Raw genomic sequence first — 16,902 nt, 5'->3', positions numbered from 1 at the left:
GGGGTTTGTTTTTTGGGTTTTTTGCGTGTTTTAGATTTTTTAGTCTGGGGTTTTGTAGTCTATGGCTTTCTAGGTTGTGGCTTGCCCCCCCCCCCCATTGGGTTTTTTTGCATTAGCTTGCTTGATGAGGGTGGCTAGTTTTTTGAGACCCAAAATGCAGGCGATGAGCCTTGCAAGGTTTTGCCACCTAAAATGATAACGCAAAGACAGCCCGACTGCTTGGATATAGCTATCATCCCAGAGAGGTTTTTTGGTGAAATGGTGTTTTTTTAGGATTTTATAGCCTTGGAGAAAGGCTTCTCTTCCAAAGAGCCGTGCTTCTAAAATCAATGCGCTTGCAATCTTTTTGCCATAATCTTCAATGAAACTGCTATATTGCGGGAAAGATTTTTTTAAATGTTGCAGGATTTCAAGGATATATTCAAGATTGTCGTATTTTTTCTTGAGGATTTCTGGGGAGTTTTGGCGGGTCATTGATTGTTCGTTGTTGCAATAATAATAAATAACTTTATTTTGTCCAAAGTAGCTTTTGGCAAAAAAACTTGCTACTAAAAGCACCAAGCCATCTTCACAAAATAAAAGGGGTTTCTTGACAAAATGGAGTGCTTCATAGGCGCTTTGCAATAATGGGGTGGCGATGATTTTATTGCATAAACTCTGTGCGTCTCTGCCTTTGGAGAAGATTTTACGCATACTATCACCTGTCCATAAGCCCTGATAAATATGCGGGGGGATACGCTTAAGGGTCTTTGGGAAATGCTGTAACTGCAAGGCAAATATATCGACATTGGTTTTGATGATGGCTTCATAAGCGATTTGGCAAGCCTCAAGGTCTAAGAAGTCATCGCCATCACAAGACATACAATAATCCCCCCTCGCATTTTCTACCCCTGTCTTTCTGGCTTGGAATAATCCAGAATTTTGAGAATGATGCAAGATGGTAATGCGATTATCTTTGCTCGCATACTCTGTCGCAATCTTGATAGAATCATCACTCCCGCAATCATCAACGATGATGATTTCGATGTCTGTTAGGGTCTGGTGGATACACGAATCTAAGCAACGGGTAATAAAAGGGGCGACATTATAGACAGGGATAATGATGGAGATTTTAGGCGACACGGGCGTGTCCTTGCGGGTCTTTTAAGGTGGGCTTACAGAGAGATTTGGAAAAAGGCTTATAATCGGGGCGATTGATAGGAGCGGTTGCGATGAGTGCAGTGAGCGGGCGTGTTGTGTCTTTTAGTCTATAGCCCCCCCCCCCAGCAGTATTTTTGCTAGCAAGATAATCTTGCAAGACTGCTACAATCTTTTGGCTTATAAATTGTTCATCATAGGGATTTAGGACCAAGATAGGCTTGCTAAGACTGGGGGTTTGATAAATTTTATTAGGCATAGCAAAGTAATGATTGGGTGATGTGGGGTCAAAGAGTGTAAGGAAAATATCACAATTTTGCTGGATTTTTAAGGTCTTTGCATAAGGGTTTTTGTCATAAAATATGATATTAGAATGCTTTTTGGCATAAGTTTTGATAATATTTTCTAAAATCCCAAAGCCCCCAATATGTAGTTCAAGCACTTGATTTTCTCCAACTATTTCAAGCAATTTTTTCACATATTTTTCTTCTTGAAATTCCCCAACATAGGCTATTTTGATTTTGTTTATGTTGGTTGGGGCGAGCGTTTTGGCACTTGCTTGAGGGGAGAAATGCATTACATCAGATTGGTTGATAATAAAATTGTCTATTTTTTTGAAGCCTAACAGATAGGCAAATAGCCTGATGAGGTTTTGCCACCTAAAATGATAACGCAAAGACAGCCCGACTGCTTGGATATAGCTATCACCTTTTGGGGGTTTTTTGGTGAAATGGTGTTTTTTTAGGATTTTATAGGCTTGGAGGAAGGCTTCTTTATCGAAAAATCTTGCTTCCAAAATCAGTGCACTTGCGGTTTTTTTGGCAAAATTGTCGATAAAAACACCATAACTCGGGAACGCTTTTTTGAGTTCTTCTAGTATTTCGAGGATATATTTTAGATTGGCATATTTTTGTTTTAAACTCTCTTGCGTGTGGGTTCTACTGACTGATTGGGCATTATGACAATAAAAATAGATAAAATCTTTTTGCCCAAAATAACTTTTTGCAAAAAAACTCCCTACAAGCAATAATAACCCATCTTCAAAAAATCGCAATGGTTTTTGGACAAAATTTAGCGCCTTAGAGGCATTTTTGAGTATTTGTGTGAGGATAATTTTATCGCAGAGTGATTGGGCATTGGGGCTTTTGGAGAGATATTGGCGCAAACTATCTTCTATGAGCTTGCCTTGATGGTTGCGAGGATTGATACGCAAAAATGTCTTTGGAAAATGTTGCATTCGCAATGCCAAAATATCAACTTTTTGCTTTGAGATTGCCCTAAAAGCGATTTCGCAAGCCCCAGGGTGTAAAAAATCATCACCATCAACAAACATACAATAAAGCCCATTAGCGTTATTTGCCCCTATGATTCTTGCGTGAAATGTGCCTAGATTTTGGGGGTTGGAAATAATCTTGATTCGATTATCTTTGCTCGCATACTCTGTCGCAATCTTGATAGAATCATCACTCCCGCAATCATCAACGATGATGATTTCGATGTCTGTTAGGGTCTGGTGGATACACGAATCTAAGCAACGGGTAATAAAAGGGGCGACATTATAGACAGGGATAATGATGGAGATTTTAGGCGACACGGGCGTGTCCTTGCGGGTCTTTTAAGGTGGGCTTACAGAGAGATTTGGAAAAAGGCGTGTAATCGGGGCGATTGATGGGAGCGGTTGCGATGAGTGCAGTGAGGAGAGCGGGCGAAGAGAGCGGGCGTGTTGTGTCTTTTAGTCTATAGCCCCCCCCCCAGCAGTATTTTTGCTAGCAAGATAATCTTGCAGTATTGTTACAATCTTTTGGCTTGCATAGCCGTCGCCATAGGGGTTTTTGATGGTTGCGATTTGTTGGTAGGCTTCTGGGTCGCCTAGCAATCTCAAGGATTCTTCAAATATTTTTTGACTATCAGTGCCGACAAGCTTGAGCGTGCCTGCTTCTACCCCCTCGATCCTCTCGGTTACATCACGCAAGATTAAAACGGGCTTGCCAAGACTGGGGGCTTCTTCTTGGATACCCCCGCTGTCAGTGAGGATAAGATCGGCGTGTTTGAGGAGATTGTGAAAATCTATCACGTCCAAAGGGGGGATGATTTTGATATTTTTTGAATTTAGCGAGCATTCTTTTGCGATTTCTTTGATGCGTGGGTTGGGGTGGATGGGGTAGATGATTTTTAGATTTGGGAGAGCTTGGAGGAGCATTTTGATGGCTTGGAAAATGCACTTGAGTCCATAGGGGATATTTTCACGGCGGTGGGCGGTGAGGATAATGAGCTTGTTTTTTCCTACCCAGTCTAAGATTTCAGAATGATAATCTTCTTTGATGGTGGTCTTGAGTGCGTCAATGGCGGTGTTGCCGACTACAAAAATATTTTTTGGGTTTTTTTGTTCTTTGATGAGATTTTGTTTGTTACGATCTGTGGGGGCAAAATGGAATTTAGCGATGAGGCTAATGGCTTGGCGGTTAAATTCTTCAGGGAAAGGGGCTTGGAGGTCATAGGTGCGCAATCCTGCTTCAATATGGGCGATAGGGATATGGTGATAGAAACAAAACAAAGCGGTGGCAAATGACGTGGAAGTATCGCCGTGTATAAGGATAATGGCTGGTTTGAAGTCTTTAAAAATCTCTTTGAGGCTTGTAAGGAGCTTGATGGTGATACTTTGGGGGGTTTGGGAATTTTGAGCGATAGATAGATCATAATCTGGTTGCAGGCGAAAAATATCCAAAATAGGCTTAACCATATCTTTGTGTTGCCCGCTTAGAATCGTGAGGGTGGAGATATTTTCACATTTTTTTAACTCGTTGATGAGCGGGCACATCTTGATGGCTTCGGGTCTTGTGCCAAAGATAGCACACACGATGGGCTTGGGTGTGAAATTTTCAAAATCCTCATAAAGCCCTAGCAATCTTTTTTCCATAATCTCCCAGCAATAATGCTTTTGGTAGAGCTGTTTGCGGGTTTGGATTTTGCTGGGATTGTTTTCTTTGTGGGCTTTTTTGATAGCTGTTTGCAGGTTGTTTTTAGAAAATTCTATCACTATGCCGATGTCATAGGCTTGGATAATTTCGCTAAAGCCTGTGTTGGCGACCATTATGAGGGGTTTTCCAAGAAAAAGGGATTCATAAAATTTATTAGGAGCAGCGAAGCGATGGTTTTTGAACGTGGGGTCATAGAGGGCGAGGAGAACATCGCAATTTTGCTGGATTTCTAGGGTTTTTTCATAAGGGATTTTGCCATAAAATATGATATTGGCGTGGTTTTTGGCATAGGATTTGATGGTGTTTTCTAATGGTCCAAACCCGCCGATGTGGAGTTCAAAATCTTTTTCTTCAGCAAGGATTTCAAGCAATTCTTTGAGATACCGCCCCTCTTGAAATACGCCGATATAGGCAATTTTTATTTTGTCTGTGTGGGGCGGGGTATGTGTTTTTTGGGGCTGTATTTTGGCGGGGGAATTGTGGATGATGTGAATCTTTTTGGGATTTGCTGGGGAGATTTGTTTGATTCTTTCTTCAGAACACAAGATGACCGCATCGGCGTGATTGATAATGAATGTATCGATTTTTTTTACCAAAAATGCGATCTTTTTGGGGACATTGGCAGCATCGATGTAATAGTCAAAAATATCATAAACAAGTTTTTTGCCTAAAATCTTTGTAGCAACAAATGCCATCAAGGCGGTATCAAAGTCGCAAGCGTGGATTACATCAATATTTTTGCGATGTTTAAAGATATGCCATAGGGCTTTGATCTGGAATTTGATGAGCGGCAAGAGGTTTTTTAACCCCGCACCATAGCTTGCTGGGATACCGATTTTTTCGATGAGGATTTCTCCATTTTGCAAGCTTTGCTTGGAGATGGTGTTTTGGTTGTTGTCTCTATCCCACGCCAAAACACGGATATGGGTGTTTGCTTTTAGGAGGGAATTGGCTTCTTTAAACACCCGCACATCGGGGTCGCAAGAATTGGAACGGATAAAAAGGATATGGCAAGACAGATGGGGGAGATGAGAGAAATTCATTGCTTTTTTGTCCCGAGCTTGACCCTGGCAAGATTTTTGTATCTAGCAGGCAAGAGATTGCGTAATACCACACGTGGGATAGTGTAAAAGATATATTTAACAGCGTGCAAAATAGGAAATAATTTATTGTATTTATAACCGATAGCGCAGTCTTCAGCAAACATTTTCCACGAAAGCGAGCCAGAGACGCCATTGAGATCAAAGACGCAAACGACAAGGTCAAGCTGGATAAAATGATAGCCGAGATGGTAGGCTTGGGTAAAAAATGCGGTGTCGCCTGCGATTTTGAAGCGTGTATCATAGGGGTAGGTGCGTAGCAACGAGGTGAGGATGAGGCTGGATTGGTGGGTGAAACGATGGTGGTATTTGTGATGGGTGCCACTGCGCATAATTTTGGAGCAAGAGGGATCAAAAATCACTTGCGTGTCGCCATAGAGGATATGACCGGGGGTGTTGCGGGCGTGGTATTGGCTCATCATCTCTTCTAGCGTGGTGTTGGCATAAAACACATCCCCGCTGTTCATAAAGTTGCACCATTCTCCATTGGCGTGCTTCACGCCTTTGTTCATCGCATCATAAATGCCCCCATCTTTTTCGCTCACAAAGGTGGTGATGGCGTGCTTGAAATGGGCGGGTTTGTTGGTGAAAAAGCCCTGAATGATTGCTTTTGTGCCATCGGTGCTATCCCCATCAATGATGATGTATTCGATGTTTGGGTAGGTTTGAGAGAGCGCTGATTCTAGGGTTTTTGCGATGTTTTTGGCGTCATTATAAACGATGGTGATAACAGAGATGAGGGGAGCGGGGGAAGTCATTGGCATTAGTGTTTTTTATAGACTGCTAGCACGGTGTGCCCATAGGTATCTGGGTGGATAGGGATGGTTTTTTTTCCAATGATTCCTAGTTTGTTGATAAGCTTGCGGAGGAGACTTGTATCAATAAGCGGGGTGGGGAGAAATTTTTTTGCCCACATTACAGAGCGATAAAAATCTGTGTGTTCTGGTTGGACACTTTCGTGATAAATCCCTAGAAGTTCCAAATCAAAAATCTTAGCGATATTTTTGAGTGTGTCATCTGAAAATCTACTGACGTGATGGGGTGGCATATTTAAGATTCCATTGACGCAATCTTTGAGAAAAGCGCTCTCACTAGGCACAGCAATAATCATATGCCCCCCCCCCTAAGAGCCTCACGTTTCCCACTCAAAAAGCCTCGAGGATCTTTTACGTGCTCAAGCACTTGAAAGCTACACACTACATCAAAAGAACCTTGATGTGATTGGGAATATTCTTGGATGGATATATTTTCAATTTGTATGCCACGTGATTGGGCTAATTTCTTGGCATCAGTGCTGAATTCAAGCCCGACATAATCTGGTGTAGATAAAAATTTCGCAAATGCTCCCTTGCCGCAACCAACTTCTAAAACTCTATCTTGGGGCTTGATAAAGTTTTTGGCTTGATGGTATTCGTTTTTTTCATCCATATAATACCAGGGTAGCTTGTTGAGCGCATTATAAAAATCATCATCGCCGGTGGGCATTTCGCCATTTTTATCGGTAAAAAATCTCAGATCGCAATCTTTACAATGCCAGTAGCAGACATCTGAAGCAATCAGGGGGCCAACATCAATTTTGAATGCACGCTCATAGAGCTTGATGAGATCATTTTTGTGAATGGTTTGCTCAATTTCGCAATGGTCTTGCTGGCATAATGGGCAGAGTGGGGGCATTATTTTCCTTTGAGTTTGGATTGAATATATCGCTTGATAGGTCTTAGATAGGGTCTTGCAAATTCCAACGAAGAGATGATGGCAAACATCACTTTACTTGCCCCCCCCCCTAGAGATTTTATACTTGGATGTAATTTTTGATTTTTGATTTTTTTAAAGATGGTGGCGTGAGTGTTTTGTAAAATACCTAGGTTTTCTAATCCCATTGCTTTGGCAAAAAGATTGAAAGTGTAGCGGTAGTGAAAATTTTGTGGCAGGTGGCATTGGATACACCCGTGAAAACAATTCGCAATGAGCGCTTCGCCCCCGATTTTTAATGGGGTTATCATTTCTTCAAAGGTTTTTAGGGGATCTTCTACGTGTTCTAATACGTCTGTAGCGATAATGCAGTCGATTTCTTTGGGAAGTGTGTCAATAAAGTTGATATTGGGATAATCTTTAATACATTTTCTTGAATATTCGCTAGGAAATGGTTCGTAAATAAGGATTTTTTTCTCAGGGGCTTTTTGGGCAATAGTCTTGGCTAAGCTCCCAAAACCCCCGCCATAATCAACAATGATTTCAAAATCTGAATGGGCTATGTAGGAAGCGATGTCTTGGCGGATTTGCATAGAAAGTTCGTGGCTTTCGATAAAGAGACCATTGAGTATCCAAACGGGATGATTGTAATACGCACCAATTTTTTCCCAATCTAAATTGCGGTTATCGCAACCCATTTCATACCAGACCTTATCCATCAAATACCAGATTTGTTCTAGATCATCTTTTAGCTCGGGGTTTTGTGCATTGAGCAACGATTGGATGGTTTGGTGTTCATAGGGAGAAAGATTTTTGTCTTCTAATGGTATATGCATCACACGCCTTTAATTCTGTTTTTTGTGAGATTATACAACATAAATCTTTAAGCAGTTATGATTATTTTTTTGCGTATTTTAAAGCTATTTTCTAGTCTGAAATTTTCGTGAAAAAATATTCGAGGCAATGCGGTTAAAAATTTTTTATGTTGTGGATAAATAGTCCCTTGTCTTGTTGTTGTAGCTGTTTTAAAGTTTAGATTTTTTATAAGCTCAAAATGCCTCGAACTCACTTCAATCCTGCTTCCAAAGGGGTAGGCAAAATGCTTGGGGGTGTAGTTGATCTTGGATTTAAACAATTCGTTGGCAGTTTGGATATCTTGGGTGATTTGATCAGGGGAGAGATTATTAAAAATCGGGTGAGAATGGGTGTGATTGCCGATTGTAGCGATAGGATCTTGAGATAGTAGTTTGATTTCTTCCCATCCCATACTTAAAGAATCATAATGTCTAGGGTCATAAAAAATACCTAGTTTGTTCATAATGGAGTTGGCATCTTCATAGCTTGAGGAATTGGCAATGATAATATCACGCAATCTTAAAAATGCGTATTCTTTATCTTTGACATTTTTTACATCTATTTTCTCCCCAGCAATAGTAACCATATCAGATTCTAACAAATAATCTTCCAGAGCAAACCACCACATATTATGCGAGCGTTGCGGGAAAGATGTGCAAACATAGATACAAAAAGGGATTTGATATTTTTTGAAAATAGGATAACCAAAAATGAAATTATCTTTATAGCCATCGTCAATGGTTATCACTAATGATTTTTTTTCTAAATTTCCTTGAATCAAACCTTCATAGAGAGTATCTAATGAGATGAAGCGATAGCCTTCTGATAAGGAAGTTGTGATGAAATCTTCCAAAAAATCAGGTGTAACTTTCATATTTTCATTCGGGCTAAGTCGGTTATTTTCTAGTGGTGCAATGCGGTGGAGCATTAAAATAGAGGCGTTTCCTCTAAATATTTTTTGAATGATTTTGAGTTGCGAGAGTTGGTTTAGCAGAGCTTTTTTCATACGTTTTGTTTTTATCTTTTTATGGCTTTGATGGCGATAACTACTTGATAGTCATTGTCTTGATAAGATAATTCTTCTGGTTTTAGCTCTTCTGCACTAATGCCTTGCAATTCCGCGATCGCAGTAAGCACATTCCCATAGGCTTGCACCATCACATTTGCTTCACCAAATACCCTGTTAAAGTCTTTTTGTATGCCCATATCGGTGAAGCGATGGTAATCGCCCCAGCGCTCATAATCATAGCGACTGATTTGGATGAGACCTGCTACGGTGATGAGTGCGACGCCATTTGTTTTTAGCATAGAGTGAATGCCTGCAATCGCTTTTTGATATTCATCAATAAAATTTAATGTGAAAGTGCAGATAAAGCAGTCAAGATAGTTTTTAGGGAGATTTTGATATTGCGTGAGATCACCTACAATCGTGGCATTGGGATTACTATGATTGATGTGTAAGATTTCAGTTTTTTTCACTCCCCCCCCCCGTATTTATTTATGTAGCGAGATTCGGCAATTTCGCATACTACACCTTGAATGTGGCAAGAATTTTTGCTTAAAAAATCGTTGGTATATGCCCTATCAATAGGTGTGCCCCTGTCTAAGCCAAATATATTGGAGATAGGTTGCAAATGCCTCATATTTTTCCAGTTAGGTTTATTAAAATGGCGATTAAAGAGTGCTTTTATCTTATGATAAGATTTTTTGGTGATTCTAAAAGGGAGCTTGATTATTTTGATAATCAGATGTTTCAAAACTTTCCTTGGTGTTTTTTTGTATTGGCATTATAGCTAAATTCGTTTGTAAGATATTTTGATAGGCTTCAATATAACGTTTTGCGATGGTTGCGGATTCAAAATCTCTCAAGACTTTGTCGCGCGCATTTTGGGCGATGGTGGCGTAGGTGTGAGGTGTGAGACCCAAAATCCACGCAATCCCGGCACTGAAATCCTCGCAATCTAGGGGCTTGGCAAGATAGCCATTTTGTTTGTGCGTGATCATATCGGCATTGCCACCAATATCAAACGCTACTACAGGCGTGCCACAAGAGAGCGATTCCATAATGGCATTGCTGAGATTTTCTGCCAAACTTGGGATGACAACCACATCAGCAGCGTTATAAACCAGCTTCAAGCTCATATCATCATAGAGATGCCCTAAATAATAAGTTTCTATACCCTCAATATTTTCTATATTGCCTTTTTCATTTGCCGAAGCCCCAAAAATAATGAGTCTAAGATTTTCTTTGTTTTCAAGCTTGCTTAAAGCCATCTTGAGTTGCGGGTAACCCTTTCTGTCAATGGCTGTGGCGCTAATCGCACCAAAGGCAATAGTTTTTTTAGAGTGATTATAAAACGCTTGATAAATTAAGCCCCCCCCCCCAAGGATATTTTCATAAGCTTTGATGTAATCTAGAGATACTTTTTTGGAGCTAAAATTTTTTATGGCTTTTTGCTGTGCGTTTTGACAAAGAATCTGATAATTTTGGGTAGAGAGATTGAGCACCCATTCGATCCCAGCGCTCAAGTCAGAAGCCTCAAAGGGGGTTGCAAGATAGCCTGTTTTTTTGTGTTCGATAATGTCCTTGAGCCCTCCAACATCAAAACACACTACGGGTGTCCCGCACGCAATGCTTTCGCTTGCAACTTGCCCAAAGGATTCTGCCAAACTTGGCACAACCACCACATCAGCAGCGTTATAAACCAACTTCAAGCTCATATCATCATAGAGATGCCCAAGATAGTGGGTTTCTATACCCTCAATATTTTCTATCTCGCCGTTTTCATTTGCCGAAGCCCCAAAAATGATAATCCTAATATTTTCTTTGTTTTCAAGCTTGCTTAAAGCCATCTTGAGCTGCGGGTAGCCCTTTCTTTCGATACTAGTGGCGCTAAGCGCACCAAAGGCAATGGTTTTTTTGCGATGGGAGAGGTTGAGGATTTCACGTGCGGTGTTTTTATCCATCGGGGAGTAGATCTCTGTATCGATAGGATTGGGTAAGTTGATGATTTTTTTGTCTCTTAATAGCACGGATTCTTTAGCGCACCTAGCAATCCAGCGACTTAGCCCGTTGATTGTGAGATTAAGCTCTTTGTAGGTTTTTTGCTTGGCTCTAAAGCCCCAAAAACTCAGGTCAAACGGGAAGCTAGAATGAAGCAGGGGGCATTTTTTACAACGAACGCTAACCCCTACACAGGCGGCTGCCACTACGTGGCAGCCGCCTGTGTAGGGGTTAGCGTCGTGTAAGCTCCAAAGCAGTGGGGCTTTGATTTTTTTTAAATCTTTGATATTCAAAAACCCCCCATTGATCCAATGCAAATGCACGATGTCGGGATTGAGGTCGTTGATAGTTTTTATCAAAAGCCCGTTATGGAGGAAATCTATGGAGAAAATATCCTTGTGGCGCTTGGGATAAAATGCGAGCGGGAGATTACAGAGGGCAGGGCGGAGTTTTTCGATGATTTTTTGCGTTTTAGTTTTTGCCAATCTCACCACACTGGGAATATCTGAGGTTTTGGTCTGCACCAGCATCACCGAATCTATCCCTTGCTTCAAAAGGGCTAAATGCAACCGCAAACACGCACGCCCCGCACCGCCAGAATCTTGAGAAACCAGATGGAGTATTTTCATTGTGCGATTCTTTTGATAAGTGTCATCAGCGGTTTAGTTGTCATCATAGTAATCAGCCTTGTATTTTGAAAATGGCAGGTCGAGATTGATGTAATATGGCATATGCCCGGTTCTTTGCTCGAGGGGGGGGGTATCATATAATCATTATAAAGCCTTGTGAGGTAGGCATTATAGTTATTGGGTGCGGGGAATTGCGTATCTTCAAAATCAAGCTGTAACGTTGGCTGAAAATCTTTGAGATAATGGATGGCGTTTTGATATACTCCCAACACAAAGCCACTGGCAACGATTTGGGAGTCATCGAATTTGTATTTTTGGGATAGAAGTTCAATTTTGTGTTGAAAATATTTTAAAACAGGGTTGAATAAAAGTTTGGAACGGGTCGTAAGGATAGCTTGCTTGATTTGCTTGATAGGGAATTTGTTTCTGTCTGAGACTTTTGCTTCCCAATATTTTTGGTAGCGGAGATTCCCATATTTTAAAAGCTTATGAAAATGTTTTTTTGCTTCTTCAGGGTCGTTTCCTCCCCCATCAAGGATAAAAATATCGATCCCCAAACCGCTTTTGTATTTGACATTGTTTTTAGCAATTGTGGATTCAATGCAGGTTGTTGTGGTATCTTCAAGCTTTGCAAAATTCCAAATGTAATTTTGCGTCTTATTCCAGTGTTTAAGGATAAATTTTGAGTTAAAAACTTGATGTGTCTGATTTAGATAATCTTGTCTATCAAGTTCAAGAAGTTTTTCATAATCTTGCCGTGGCATATAAAAATCCATATCATCATCCCAAGGGATGAAGCCTTTATGGCGGACCGCTCCAAGCAAAGTGCCACAGGACATAAAATACCTTAATTGATATTTTTCACAAACCCTTTTAAATTCTTTGGCAACATCAAGTGTTTTTTCTTGAAGTCTTTTTAGTAGTTGCGGATCCATTATTCCAGATTCTTTCATTTTCACTCCTTATGATTTGCCCAATAAACTAGATTTGATGTTTTCTAGGTCAAAAAGACTATTTTTTGCCCTGGCATTTAGGGATTGGAATATCGTTTCAATATCTTTTTTGCTGATATTATAATCTTTAAATTCTGTGGCGACTTTGAGTTTTTTAAAAAGATCTTTGATGGGCTTGATAAAAGGCGAGAGAATCTCTTTTGAGGCTTGGTTGGTCAGGTGATCTAGCAAAAATGGCAACGTGAAGCTACAGGCAATGCCGTGGGGGATATTTTTTTGCATAGTGATAGGATAGCTCATAGCGTGAGCTAGGGCTGTTTGTGTTGATGAAAATGCCAGACCTGCAAAAATACTAGCAAGCGTGATTTGTTCTCTCAAAAAAAGCGAGTTTGGCTGGGCTATCAAATCGGGCAGGTGGTTTGTAATCAGAGAGATGGCGTTGAGGGCATTGTGGGTGGAGATAGGGTTGGCGTTTTTGTTCCAAATAGATTCTATAGCGTGAGACAGCGCATCTAGGGCGCTCGATATGGTGATGTCTTCAGGCAGACTCATCATCAATGTGCAGTCATAAATAGCTTCTTTGCAATAGAGATGTTTTAAATGGAGAGAGTATTTTTTATTGTTGCTTTTATCCCAAATCGTTGCCCAAGGGGTAAGCTCTGAGCTTGTGCCAGCTGTCGTGGGAAAGGCATATACAGGGATGATAGGAGAGGTTTGTTGCAAGAAAATGTCATCCCCTTTTATGCCAATAGGAGCACGGAGGCTCAGAATCTTGGCTACATCAAGCACGCTTCCCCCACCAACTGCGATAATGGCATCGCAGGATTCTGCTAGGTTATGCAAAGACGCAAACATTTGAATTTGCGGATTAGAAGGGATAGTATCGATGATGGCAGTGAGGTGTTTTAATTTTTTGATTTTATCGACCAGTCCATTTTTTTTGAAATATTCTGAAGTGATTAATAGAATATTTTCATACGGGATATTTTTGATTTCTTCTAGGTGATTTTTGCCAAATTTGATTTTGACTGGATTGTAAAAATCAAATTCCATTTTTATCCTTTGAGTTTTTAATAAAATGTTGCAATCTTTGTTTTACTTCTTTAGGTTTGATTTTGGGGCGACTTAGGTTTTCTTTGCTCCCTTTTTGGATTGGTAGGTAGATAAAAGTCGCACCTTCTGGATTTTGAGAATATATAAAATGATCCAAAGTATTTTTGAAATCCTCCAAATTCTCTGGAGTAAAAACATTTTTATAGCCACAGCTGAGCGCAATTTGGGGGATATCCGAATAAGGCGATAAGCTAAATTGCCCCCCAGTAGAATCGTGACTTTGATTGTCTAGGCAGATGTGGCAGAAATTCCCTTTTGCATAGAAAGCATTAGTAGTCAGATTCCCCATACGCATAAGCAACGCCCCATCCCCATCAATAGCAATGACTTTTTGTGTGATTTTTAGGCTTAGCCCTAGTGCCAAAGGAGAAATGCAACCCATAGAACCTACCATATAGAGTTGATTGGGGCTGTCTGTGATTTCATAGAGTTCTCTGCCTGTTTTGCCTGTAGTGGCTAGAATGATGGCCTCTTTGTATTGATGGATAATATGCAGGGCTTCTATTCTTTTGGGTTTTTCTTTTTCGGGGTTCTGTGTTTTTGGTGTCTTTAGCACACAGAGGTGGGGATTGGCTGGGATAGGGGATTGGGTTTGGAGTTCTACGGGCTTAAAAGTGTTTTTTCGCACGATGAAAATAAAGCTTTTATTATTGGCAATCGCATTTCTTGCTGATAATATTTGTTTGGAAGCTTCAGAAATATCGGGACTTAAAAAATCATAATCGATCTTGCAAACTTCTAGAATTTTGTCGGTGATAGTGCCTAAAAGTTCGTGTTGGGGTTCATCGGCAATGCCCGCCTCTCCCCGCAAGGAAACAAACCCTAAAATAGGCAGTTCAAACGTGTAATTGAGGCTCGTGAGTGGTGAGAGGGCATTGGAAAGCCCGCTATTTTGCATCAAAACAACACCAATTTCGTTTTGGGAAAGACTGATCCCTGAAGCAATCGCAATGGCGTCCCCTTCGTTGTTTGCCATAATAAAAGATTTTTCATTTAAGGCGTGATTGATCAGAGGGGCTAAAAAACTACAAGGAACGCCTGCAAAGGTTTTGAAATCATATTGTTTTAATATTTTGCCAAATTCTTGGGTATCAAGCATATTTTTCCTTTTTGTCGTGGGTTGTCAAATGCGATAGGTGGCAGGTTTTTTCATCTTGTTCCGGGTATGAGGTTTAATATTTCTTTTATATCCATACACATTCCCTCTATTTCTTTACTTCTATCGTGTAGCAAAATACCTTCAGCTACAGCTTTCATCGCTGGGTATGAGGCTCGCAAGAGATGATTGGCATAAATGATTATATTGCCCCCCCCCCCATTCAAGGCTTTTGCAGTGGTTTCATTGAAGCTTGTTGGGACAATGACTGCAGGCGTGCTTGAGTCAATTTTGCGGAATTGTTTTAGGAATTCAAAAATCTCATCAGAGGTTTTTTGACGGGAGTGGATCATAATCCCATCAGCCCCCGCCTCGATATAAGCCTGCGCTCTGTGGAGTGCATCAGGTATCCCTTTTTCTAAAATCAGGCTTTCAATTCTTGCAATAATCATAAAATCAGAAGTTATTTGCGCCTTTTTGCCAGCATTTATTTTAAGGCAGAAATTCTCTATGCTCTCTTGATTTTGAGGCACCTCATTCCCAAAGAGCGAATTTTTCTTTAACCCTACTTTATCTTCGATGATAACAGCGCTCACGCCCGTGCGTTCTAAGGATTTGACCGTGAAAACAAAATGCTCGCTCTTTCCCCCTGTGTCGGCATCATAGATGAGGGGCTTGGTGGTGACTTCAAAAATTTCGTTGATAGTCGTTAGCCTTGCGGTTAAATCAACCGCTTCAATGTCGGGCTTTCCTCTGCTGGTCGAATCTGTTAAGGAGCTAGACCAGATGCCATCAAATTCAATCTTGCCATTCCCTTTGCCATTTGGCTCTGCATAGGCGTGTTCGACGATAAGGGCTGAAATGGGATTATGGGCTTCTAATATCCGCAGAGGGCTTTTTGCCTGAATAAGTCTTTTGAGTAGGGATAATCTCGCATTGGTGCTGATCCCAATGGAGCGGGCATTTTCATTGAGTTGCGTAGAAGAAATACCTTCGGTGTAAGTGGGTTCTATGAGTTCCCCTTTGCCTATTTCTTTGAGGGTTTTGAGGACATTTTGTCTGGTTTTTTCTTGGGGACCAGATTTCCAATCATCCCCGTGCACGACAAAATCAGGGCGGATTTTTCTCAAGTTTTCTTCATAATCTAGGGTTGTCTGGGGGATGACTTGATAAACATATTTGATTGTTTCTATAATTTTTTTTCTTTGTTCATAAGTCATATAGGGTAGTCTTTTGTAAGAAGCGATAGCAGAATCAGTCAAAAGCCCGACAATGACTTTCCCATAACCTGAGGCGATTTTTAGGATATTGATGTGTCCTGGGTGGAGAAGATCCCCGCTCATCCCAACATAAACAATTTTTTGAGTGCTCATCGGCTAACCTTTGAATGTTTGATTTTTTTATAGATATTATGAATAGGTGTGTAAAGTTTGATTTTTTTAAGTATAGGTGCGATGAAATCGCGTCTATAGGAATAGAAAAAACTATGGTTTTCTTTATCGTGAATGGGGTTGTAGGCTAAGTTTTTAACCATTTTTGGAGAAAAATCCATTTCAAGTTTTTGGTTTTGCCAATGGATATCCTCCAGGCAATGTTCGCCTCTGCCATCGTGCCCACGATTCACAGATAGGGGTTTGATGGGGAAAAGCGTGAATTGCTTGGTCTTAAACATATGGTAGCACCAACATATATCGCCGTGTTTTTTACCTTTTTCTAGCATATCTAGTAATAACGGCAGCATATGGGGAGAAATGGCATTAAAGGCTTTGATTTGTTTTTTATCTTGGAGGAATGTATCAATATCTTTGAGTTCCCAATCAACGCTTTCATATCTATTTTTCCAAATGCCACTCCCCCAAGGTGAATACACCTTGAGCAAAAACACGTCATTAGGGTATTGCTTATGGGGTTTGAGTTTATAATGGGTATTTGAGGTGATAGAAACAATACGTTCATCGTCCTTATAAAATTCTAAGGCATTGTTCATATATTCCAAAAATCGATTGGAAACCAAAATATCATCTTCAAAGAAAATCAGCCTATCGTATTTGCTGAATACGTATTTTATGGCGTCTCGAGAGGAATCAAAACTGCCTTTGTTATGATCCCAAAAAATCCCCTCGACATTTTGAAATCCTTTGATGGAGCGAATATATTCTCTGATTTTGGCAATGATTTCTTTGTGTTCTTCTTTGTAGGCATAGTCGGAAACGATATAAAGATCGGTTTTTTCGCATTCTTTGTTCTTTAGTAGCGAGCTAACAGCGTTTTGGAGGCAGTCAAGCCGGTCATAAACGGTGATGAGAACGGGGGCGAATGTGTTCATTGCAGACCTTTGGAAACAT

Annotated in this window: 15 protein-coding genes; all 15 read right to left on the bottom strand. The window is 40.5% G+C overall.

What is annotated here, in order from left to right; all coding sequences use genetic code 11:
* Positions 1-69: 69 nt before the first annotated feature.
* A complete protein-coding gene (locus BJI48_RS01175; protein WP_095330976.1) occupies positions 70-1,122 on the bottom strand; it encodes a glycosyltransferase family 2 protein in 1,053 nt (350 codons plus the stop codon).
* Entirely contained in the window at positions 1,112-2,731 is a 1,620-nt protein-coding gene (locus BJI48_RS01170) for a glycosyltransferase (RefSeq protein ID WP_095330974.1), read from the bottom strand. The genes BJI48_RS01175 and BJI48_RS01170 overlap by 11 nt, the downstream gene beginning before the upstream one ends.
* Positions 2,732-2,869: 138 nt before the next feature.
* On the bottom strand, positions 2,870-5,158 hold the full coding sequence (gene wecB, locus BJI48_RS01165; protein WP_095330972.1) for a UDP-N-acetylglucosamine 2-epimerase (non-hydrolyzing): 2,289 nt from the start codon (positions 5,156-5,158) through the stop codon (positions 2,870-2,872).
* Positions 5,155-5,979, bottom strand: a complete 825-nt coding sequence (locus BJI48_RS01160) for a glycosyltransferase family 2 protein (protein ID WP_257874337.1) — start codon at positions 5,977-5,979, stop codon at positions 5,155-5,157. Before BJI48_RS01160 ends, wecB begins: the two co-directional genes overlap by 4 nt.
* Positions 5,979-6,326 carry a hypothetical protein gene (locus BJI48_RS01155; RefSeq protein WP_095330970.1) on the bottom strand — a complete coding sequence of 116 codons (348 nt, stop codon included), beginning with the start codon at positions 6,324-6,326 and terminating at the stop codon, positions 5,979-5,981. Before BJI48_RS01155 ends, BJI48_RS01160 begins: the two co-directional genes overlap by 1 nt.
* A complete protein-coding gene (locus BJI48_RS01150; RefSeq protein ID WP_095330968.1) occupies positions 6,323-6,889 on the bottom strand; it encodes a class I SAM-dependent methyltransferase in 567 nt (188 codons plus the stop codon). The genes BJI48_RS01155 and BJI48_RS01150 overlap by 4 nt, the downstream gene beginning before the upstream one ends.
* A complete protein-coding gene (locus BJI48_RS01145) occupies positions 6,889-7,743 on the bottom strand; it encodes a methyltransferase domain-containing protein (RefSeq protein WP_095330966.1) in 855 nt (284 codons plus the stop codon). The genes BJI48_RS01150 and BJI48_RS01145 overlap by 1 nt, the downstream gene beginning before the upstream one ends.
* Positions 7,744-7,790: 47 nt before the next feature.
* A complete protein-coding gene (locus BJI48_RS01140; protein WP_095330964.1) occupies positions 7,791-8,768 on the bottom strand; it encodes a polysaccharide deacetylase family protein in 978 nt (325 codons plus the stop codon).
* 11 nt (positions 8,769-8,779) lie between these two features.
* A complete protein-coding gene (locus BJI48_RS09610; RefSeq protein WP_257874336.1) occupies positions 8,780-9,241 on the bottom strand; it encodes a methyltransferase domain-containing protein in 462 nt (153 codons plus the stop codon).
* 237 nt (positions 9,242-9,478) lie between these two features.
* Entirely contained in the window at positions 9,479-11,395 is a 1,917-nt protein-coding gene (locus BJI48_RS01125; RefSeq protein ID WP_095330960.1) for a glycosyltransferase, read from the bottom strand.
* Positions 11,392-12,348 carry a LicD family protein gene (locus BJI48_RS01120; RefSeq protein WP_095330958.1) on the bottom strand — a complete coding sequence of 319 codons (957 nt, stop codon included), beginning with the start codon at positions 12,346-12,348 and terminating at the stop codon, positions 11,392-11,394. The genes BJI48_RS01125 and BJI48_RS01120 overlap by 4 nt, the downstream gene beginning before the upstream one ends.
* Before the next feature lie 9 nt (positions 12,349-12,357).
* On the bottom strand, positions 12,358-13,401 hold the full coding sequence (locus BJI48_RS01115) for a phosphonoacetaldehyde reductase (RefSeq protein WP_095330956.1): 1,044 nt from the start codon (positions 13,399-13,401) through the stop codon (positions 12,358-12,360).
* A complete protein-coding gene (gene aepY / locus BJI48_RS01110; RefSeq protein WP_095330954.1) occupies positions 13,391-14,560 on the bottom strand; it encodes a phosphonopyruvate decarboxylase in 1,170 nt (389 codons plus the stop codon). The genes BJI48_RS01115 and aepY overlap by 11 nt, the downstream gene beginning before the upstream one ends.
* Positions 14,561-14,610: 50 nt before the next feature.
* On the bottom strand, positions 14,611-15,930 hold the full coding sequence (aepX, locus tag BJI48_RS01105; protein WP_257874335.1) for a phosphoenolpyruvate mutase: 1,320 nt from the start codon (positions 15,928-15,930) through the stop codon (positions 14,611-14,613).
* Entirely contained in the window at positions 15,927-16,883 is a 957-nt protein-coding gene (locus BJI48_RS01100; RefSeq protein WP_095330952.1) for a glycosyltransferase, read from the bottom strand. Before BJI48_RS01100 ends, aepX begins: the two co-directional genes overlap by 4 nt.
* Positions 16,884-16,902: the final 19 nt, after the last annotated feature.

Origin of the sequence: Helicobacter sp. 11S02596-1, from assembly GCF_002272825.1 — a bacterium.
Lineage (GTDB): Bacteria > Campylobacterota > Campylobacteria > Campylobacterales > Helicobacteraceae > Helicobacter_J.
This window is presented reverse-complemented; position numbering and strand designations above follow the sequence as displayed.

Coding starts and splice junctions, on each gene's coding strand:
- aepY (WP_095330954.1), bottom strand. CDS start 14,560: ATGCTTGATACCCAAGAATTTGGCAAAATATTAAAACAATATGATTTC.
- BJI48_RS01125 (WP_095330960.1), bottom strand. CDS start 11,395: ATGAAAATACTCCATCTGGTTTCTCAAGATTCTGGCGGTGCGGGGCGT.
- aepX (WP_257874335.1), bottom strand. CDS start 15,930: ATGAGCACTCAAAAAATTGTTTATGTTGGGATGAGCGGGGATCTTCTC.
- BJI48_RS01150 (WP_095330968.1), bottom strand. CDS start 6,889: ATGCCCCCACTCTGCCCATTATGCCAGCAAGACCATTGCGAAATTGAG.
- BJI48_RS01155 (WP_095330970.1), bottom strand. CDS start 6,326: ATGATTATTGCTGTGCCTAGTGAGAGCGCTTTTCTCAAAGATTGCGTC.
- BJI48_RS01160 (WP_257874337.1), bottom strand. CDS start 5,979: ATGCCAATGACTTCCCCCGCTCCCCTCATCTCTGTTATCACCATCGTT.
- BJI48_RS01145 (WP_095330966.1), bottom strand. CDS start 7,743: ATGCATATACCATTAGAAGACAAAAATCTTTCTCCCTATGAACACCAA.
- BJI48_RS01120 (WP_095330958.1), bottom strand. CDS start 12,348: ATGAAAGAATCTGGAATAATGGATCCGCAACTACTAAAAAGACTTCAA.
- BJI48_RS01140 (WP_095330964.1), bottom strand. CDS start 8,768: ATGAAAAAAGCTCTGCTAAACCAACTCTCGCAACTCAAAATCATTCAA.
- BJI48_RS01100 (WP_095330952.1), bottom strand. CDS start 16,883: ATGAACACATTCGCCCCCGTTCTCATCACCGTTTATGACCGGCTTGAC.
- wecB (WP_095330972.1), bottom strand. CDS start 5,158: ATGAATTTCTCTCATCTCCCCCATCTGTCTTGCCATATCCTTTTTATC.
- BJI48_RS01115 (WP_095330956.1), bottom strand. CDS start 13,401: ATGGAATTTGATTTTTACAATCCAGTCAAAATCAAATTTGGCAAAAAT.